This window comes from Roseateles sp. P5_B10 (assembly GCF_056400485.1).
In genome coordinates, this window is record NZ_JBFULE010001157.1 from 1 (window position 1) to 1,281 (window position 1,281).

Genomic DNA, 1,281 nt, shown 5'->3' on the forward strand with positions numbered 1-1,281 from the left:
GAGCAAGACCTTCCCGCTGCAGTTCCCCGAGGACTATCACGGCAAGGACGTGGCGGGCAAGGAAGCTGACTTCCTCGTCACGGTCAAGAAGATCGAAGCCCAGCACCTGCCTGAAGTGAACGAGGCATTCGCCAAGTCCCTGGGCATCAAGGACGCGACGGTTGAAGGCCTGCGTGCCGACATCAAGAAGAACCTCGAGCGCGAAGTGAAGTTCCGCGTGCTGGCGCGCAACAAGGGTGCCGTCATGGACGCCTTGGTCGCGGCCTCCGAGCTGGAAGTGCCGAATGCCCTGGTGCAGGGCGAAGCGGCGCGCATGGTCGAGCAGGCCCGTGAAGACCTGAAAAAGCGCGGCGTCAAGGATGCCGACAAGGCCGAGATCCCCACCGACATCTTCAAGCCGCAGGCCGAGCGCCGCGTGCGCCTGGGCCTGGTGGTTTCCGAGTTGGTGCGCGCCAACAACCTGCATGCCAAGCCTGCCCAACTGCAAGCCCACATCGAAGAGCTGTCGCAAAGCTACGAGAAGCCCGCCGAAGTCATGCGCTGGTACCTGGGCGACCGCGAGCGCATGGCCGAGGTCGAGGCCGTCGTCGTCGAGAACAATGTCACCGACTTCGTCCTTTCCACCGCCAAGGTGACCGACAAGGCTCTGCCTTTTGACGAGCTGATGGCCACCGGCAACTGAAGAGTCCTGGCCTCACGAAGGCGCCGTGCCGCAAGGCCGGCGCCTTTTTACTTGCATCGCCATAATCTGCCCCCATAACGGCTGTTACCGGTTTAGTTTTCAAGGATCTGAATGAGCGCTCTCGAAACCAGCAATCTGGGCCTCGTGCCCATGGTCATCGAAACGTCGGGTCGCGGCGAGCGCGCCTACGACATCTACTCGCGCCTGCTGCGCGAGCGCATCGTCTTCCTGGTAGGGCCCGTCAACGACGCGGTCGCCAACATCGTCGTGGCCCAATTGCTGTTCCTGGAAAGCGAAAACCCCGACAAGGAGATCTCGCTCTACATCAACAGCCCGGGCGGTAGCGTGTCGGCCGGCATGTCCATCTACGACACGATGAACTTCATCAAGCCGGAGGTGTCGACGCTGTGCATGGGCATGGCGGCCAGCATGGGCGCCTTCCTGCTTGCGGCCGGCGCCAAGGGCAAGCGCTTCTCCCTGCCCAATGCCAAAGTGATGATTCACCAGCCGCTGGGCGGCGCTCAGGGGCAGGCTACGGATATTGAAATCCATGCGCGTGAAATCTTGAAGACTCGCGACACCTTGAATCGCATCCTGGC

At 62.0% G+C, this 1,281-nt stretch carries 2 protein-coding genes; both read left to right on the plus strand.

Annotated features, from left to right (window positions below):
• A partial coding sequence (gene tig / locus AC1DU6_RS31705) for a trigger factor (RefSeq protein WP_477862153.1) occupies nt 1-682 on the plus strand: 682 nt, incomplete at its 5' end.
• A 111-nt stretch (nt 683-793) separates the two neighbouring features.
• The coding region (locus AC1DU6_RS31710; protein ID WP_477862154.1) for an ATP-dependent Clp protease proteolytic subunit at nt 794-1,281 on the plus strand (488 nt) is incomplete at its 3' end.